The 3,825-nt window shown below is 63.8% G+C and carries 4 protein-coding genes; 2 read left to right on the top strand and 2 right to left on the bottom strand.

Features of this window, described 5'->3' with window-relative positions:
• Together EOA36_RS30140 and EOA36_RS30135 are read right to left on the bottom strand one after the other, a co-directional pair.
• The coding region (locus EOA36_RS30140) for an ABC transporter permease (protein WP_145969380.1) at positions 1–542 on the bottom strand (542 nt) is incomplete at its 3' end.
• 52 nt (positions 543–594) lie between these two features.
• Positions 595–1,338 (bottom strand): ATP-binding cassette domain-containing protein, encoded by a 744-nt coding sequence (locus EOA36_RS30135; protein WP_127280595.1) that lies wholly within the window; start codon positions 1,336–1,338, stop codon positions 595–597.
• A 446-nt stretch (positions 1,339–1,784) separates the two neighbouring features.
• Between EOA36_RS30135 and EOA36_RS30130 the strand changes: the two genes are divergently transcribed.
• Together EOA36_RS30130 and EOA36_RS30125 are read left to right on the top strand one after the other, a co-directional pair.
• On the top strand, positions 1,785–2,774 hold the full coding sequence (locus EOA36_RS30130) for a sugar-binding protein (RefSeq protein ID WP_127280594.1): 990 nt from the start codon (positions 1,785–1,787) through the stop codon (positions 2,772–2,774).
• A gap of 188 nt (positions 2,775–2,962) precedes the next feature.
• The gene (locus EOA36_RS30125) at positions 2,963–3,745 is read left to right on the top strand and encodes a FadR/GntR family transcriptional regulator (RefSeq protein WP_127280593.1); all 783 of its coding nucleotides are present in this window, start codon (positions 2,963–2,965) and stop codon (positions 3,743–3,745) included.
• Positions 3,746–3,825: the final 80 nt, after the last annotated feature.

Raw genomic sequence — 3,825 nt, 5'->3', positions numbered from 1 at the left:
GGATTGGCGATGCCGAACACCCAGGCGCCGCCGCCGAGCGCCAGCAGCTTGTTGTGGTCCGGCCCGAACTGGAAGACGACGGTGTTGTTTGAGGCGACCATGGCAAGGCTACGGGCGATCGACAGCATGCCGAGCGTCACCACGAAGGGCGGAAAGCCCAGGTAGGCGATAAAAATGCCATTGAAGGCGCCGATGACGAGCGCGGTGGCGATAGTGGCCAGAATGCCGATCTCGATCGAATAACCGGCATGCATGGTGACCGCCAGCACCATCGAGCATAGGCACAGCACCGAACCGACAGACAGGTCGATGCCGCCGGTGATGATGACGAAGGTCATGCCGAGCGCGACGATGGCGACGAAGGTGATGTTGCGGGTGATGTTGTAGAGGTTCTTCGATGTGGCGAAGGCATCGGTGGCGAAGGACAGGAAAATACAGGCCAGGATGACGGCGATCACCACCCAGAAAGTCTGGCTGGAGAACAGGCGCGACAGCAAGGTGTGCTGCTTCTGCGCGATCGTCTGGTCAAGGGTGACTGCCATTATCGACCTTTCCTGCGCTGCCGATGCGCGGTGAAATCCGGGTTCGCCATTCTCATGCCACCTGCTCGATGGCGCCGGTGATCAGCCCGGTGACCTCTTCGGGCGAACTCGACGCGATCGCCTTGTCGGCGACCTTCCGGCCGCGCCGCATGACGATGACGCGGTCGGCGACGTCGAAGACGTCGGGCATGCGGTGGCTGATCAGCACGACAGCGATGCCCTGGTCGCGCAGATGACGGATGAGGTTCAGCACTTCGGCGACCTGCCGCACCGAGATCGCCGCCGTCGGCTCGTCCATCAGCACGATCTTGGCCTGAGACAGCATGGTGCGAGCGATCGCCACCGCCTGGCGCTGGCCGCCCGACATCTGCTTGACGAGGTCGCGCGGGCGGGTCTCGGATTTCAGTTCGGCGAAGATCTGGCCGGCGCGCTTGTACATGGCGGCGTAGTCGAGGATGCGGAACGGGCCGACGCCGCGGCGCAATTCGCGGCCGAGATAGACATTGGCCGCCGCAGTCAGATTGTTGCAGAGCGCCAGGTCCTGGTGAACGATCTCGATGCCGTGCTGGCGCGCCTCGACCGGCTTATGCAGGATCAGCTCCTTGTCATCCATCCGCATCGTGCCATGGCTCGGCCGGAAATTGCCGGCTATCATCTTGACCAGCGTCGATTTGCCGGCGCCATTGTCTCCCATCAGGCCGACAACCTGTCCGGGCTCGATCGACAGCGACACGTCGTTGACCGCCTGGATGGCGCCGAAATGCTTCGAGATGTTGGTGAGTTCGAGAACCGCCACCAGTCTTTGCCTCCCATATCAGGCCCATCCGCCCGCGGACAGGCGACGGCATCCATTCGCCTTCCCAACTCCTCCCGGGACAGCGATGCCGTCATTTACGCGAATGGCGTCGCGGGCGTCAATTGTCGACGGGCAATTGTCAGACGAATAGTGGCGTGCTGTTTTTGAAAAATCAGTTTTGTAGGACAAATAGCAATTGACGTTGGCGGCAAGCCGTTATTAGTTGAGCGTCGGAGGAAGACATGCCGGCCTTGACGACGCCATCGGCGGCGCCACCGTTCGGAAGGTTTTGGCGATCGTGCGGCGTCATCGCTGAACTGGTCGCATCTGAAAATGCTTATCGGCCTGGCCGGATTGAATGAGCGCACGCGTCTCAGTCATCTCGCATCCTGGCTGGTTTGTGTGGCGGGCACGCCGTGTCCGTCTGTTTCCAAGGGAGGACTGACATGAGGAAAACAGTATTGCTCGCCGCCGTCGCCGCCATGGCGCTGGGCGCCGGGCCGGCTTTGGCCAAGAAGCAGCTCGTCATCGTGGTGAAAGGTCTCGACAATCCGTTCTTCGAAGCCATCCACCAGGGCTGCGAGAAGTGGAACAAGGAAAACGCCAGCTCGGAATATGAATGCTTCTACACCGGCCCGGCATCGACTTCCGACGAGGCCGGCGAGGCGCAGATCGTGCAGGATATGCTGAGCAAGGCCGACACGGTGGCGATGGCGATCTCGCCGTCCAACGCGCCGCTGATCGCGCAGACGATCAAGAGCGCCAATCCGTCGATTCCGATCATGACCGTCGACGCCGACCTCGCCAAGGAAGACGCGGCGCTGCGCAAGACCTATCTCGGCACCGACAACTATCTGATGGGCAAGAAGATCGGCGAGTACATCAAGAAGGCCAAGCCGAACGGCGGCACGATCTGCACCATCGAGGGCAATCCGGCGGCCGACAACATCCTGCGCCGCGCGCAAGGCATGCGCGACGCGCTGACGGGCAAGGAGGGCCTCGCGGCCCTTGCCGGCGAAGGCGGCTGGACGGAAGTCGCCGGCTGCCCGGTGTTCACCAATGACGACGGCGCCAAGGGCGTTCAGGCGATGACCGACATCCTCGCCGCCAATCCCAAGCTCGACGCGTTCGGCATCATGGGCGGCTGGCCGCTGTTCGGCGCGCCGCAGCCCTATCGCGACCTGGTCGGACCGCTGAAGGACCGGCTGGCCAAGAACGACTTCGTCATCGGCGCCGCCGACACGATCGGCGACGAGGTGGCGATCGCCAGGGACGGCCTTGTCACCGCGCTGGTCGGCCAGCGGCCCTTCGAAATGGGCTACAAGGCGCCATCGGTGATGATCGACCTGGTCACGGGCAAGAAGGTTGACGATCCGGTGTTCACCGGTCTCGACGAATGCACCAAGGACACGGTCGACACCTGCATCCAGAAGTAGGGTTTTCGATCAGGGGCGCCCGCCAAGCGGGCGCCCCTCCACCTCGTCGGATGATTGGGGCAGACGCTTCAGGGGCCAGCGGCTCCGGCTTTGTCGCGCCCATGGTTTGGTTTTTCGGCAACGGGATCGGCGCGCCGCGCGGCTCCGGATCAATCCGGGCGACAGACGGCCGACCTATTGGAACGTGGATGCCGGACGAAAAGGCAAAGAAACAGGCTGGTCGGGCGAAGGCGCAAGCCAACCGCGATACGGCGGTCGTCCGCAGGGCGGATGCGGCGCACTTTCCCGGGTCCAGCGTTCATGCATCGCTCGCCAGCGAGATCGGGCTCAGGATCGTGCGCGGCGACTATCCGCCCGGCAGCATCCTGCCAAATGAGGCCAAATGGGCCGAAACCTTCAATGTCAGCCGTTCGGCGGTGCGCGAGGCGATCAAGATGCTGATGGCCAAGAGCCTTCTGGCATCGCGTCCCAAGATCGGCAGCTGGGTCGAGCCGAAGGAGCGCTGGAACCTGCTCGACCGCGACGTGCTGGCCTGGTACGCGACCGCACCGGATCGCGAGGCGTTCCTGCGCACCGTGCAGGAGTTCCGTCACATCATCGAACCGGAGGCCTCCGCCTTTGCCGCGATGCGGCGCAGCGACGAGGAGATGGCCGAGATCAGCCTGGCGTGCCGCGAGATGGGGGAGGCGGCCAACCTGGCCGAGCGCATCCGTGCCGATACGCGCTTCCACCTCGCCATCCTGCGGGCGTCGGGCAACGACCTGCTGGTGCCGCTCGGCGTGCTGATCGAATCGGCGCTCGACCATCTCTTCGCTTTCACCACGCGCCAGGTCGGCGATCAGCGGCGGGCGCAGAATCTGCACGAGGCGATCGAGAAGAGCATCCGCCTGCAGCGGCCGGCAGCCGCCCGCAACGCCGTGCACAAGCTGCTCGCCGACACCGATGAGGGGATCGGAAGAGGCCGGCGGTAAGGCCAGCCGTCCGGGGCCTCAGATCGTCTGCTTCTTGCCATCCTTCATCGGCATCAGGTCGATACCATTCACCTTGGCGA

It is taken from the genome of Mesorhizobium sp. M8A.F.Ca.ET.021.01.1.1 (assembly GCF_003998025.1).
Taxonomy (GTDB): domain Bacteria; phylum Pseudomonadota; class Alphaproteobacteria; order Rhizobiales; family Rhizobiaceae; genus Mesorhizobium.
This window is presented reverse-complemented; position numbering and strand designations above follow the sequence as displayed.